The organism is Vibrio sp. D173a, from assembly GCF_030248475.1.
Window position 1 is genome coordinate 1 of the sequence record NZ_JAHGAH010000963.1, and the last position, 546, is coordinate 546.

Here is a 546-nt window from a genome sequence, read left to right on the forward strand (position 1 = left end):
CGCTCTCCCGACGATGCTGGCCTATTCAATCTGAGTATCGCTGACATGGTCGAAATCTCAGTACAAACCATCGTGCTATTCCTTGTGATTTGGTTTCGCTTCAACTTTTTGGATCAGCAAGAGACGCAACATTTCGACGAGCGACAAAAACTGTGGGGCGCTTTTGTTCCCATGCTGATTATCATCGCGGTAATCGCCCTTTCCGTCGCGATATCCCACTTTGTCCTCAATGTTGGTGCACCTAATTGGTATGGGTTAATCCTGATTATATTCATTGATTTACCCATCTTTTTCTTCTTCATTTTTGAAGCTTTCAGACCAAAACTCCAATCTTACAAAGAGAGGGTCTGTCTATTCGCAAAAACCACAAAACATAAATTAAGAAACACACAATAAACAGAAAACATTCAGTAAATAAGGAACATTTATGAAATCGTTATCAACGTTAGTTTTAGGCTTAAGTTTTGGTCTCGCATCCTCTGCTGTCATGGCACAAGATCAAGTCAAGGTTATCGATTTTTTGGTCGATAACGTTTGGGTGTGTGA

At 40.7% G+C, this 546-nt stretch carries 1 pseudogene; it reads left to right on the forward strand.

From position 1 onward, the window contains the following. Nucleotides 1-396: pseudogene (locus KIV40_RS30590) on the forward strand (CHASE2 domain-containing protein); the annotation flags it as partial. Nucleotides 397-546: the final 150 nt, after the last annotated feature.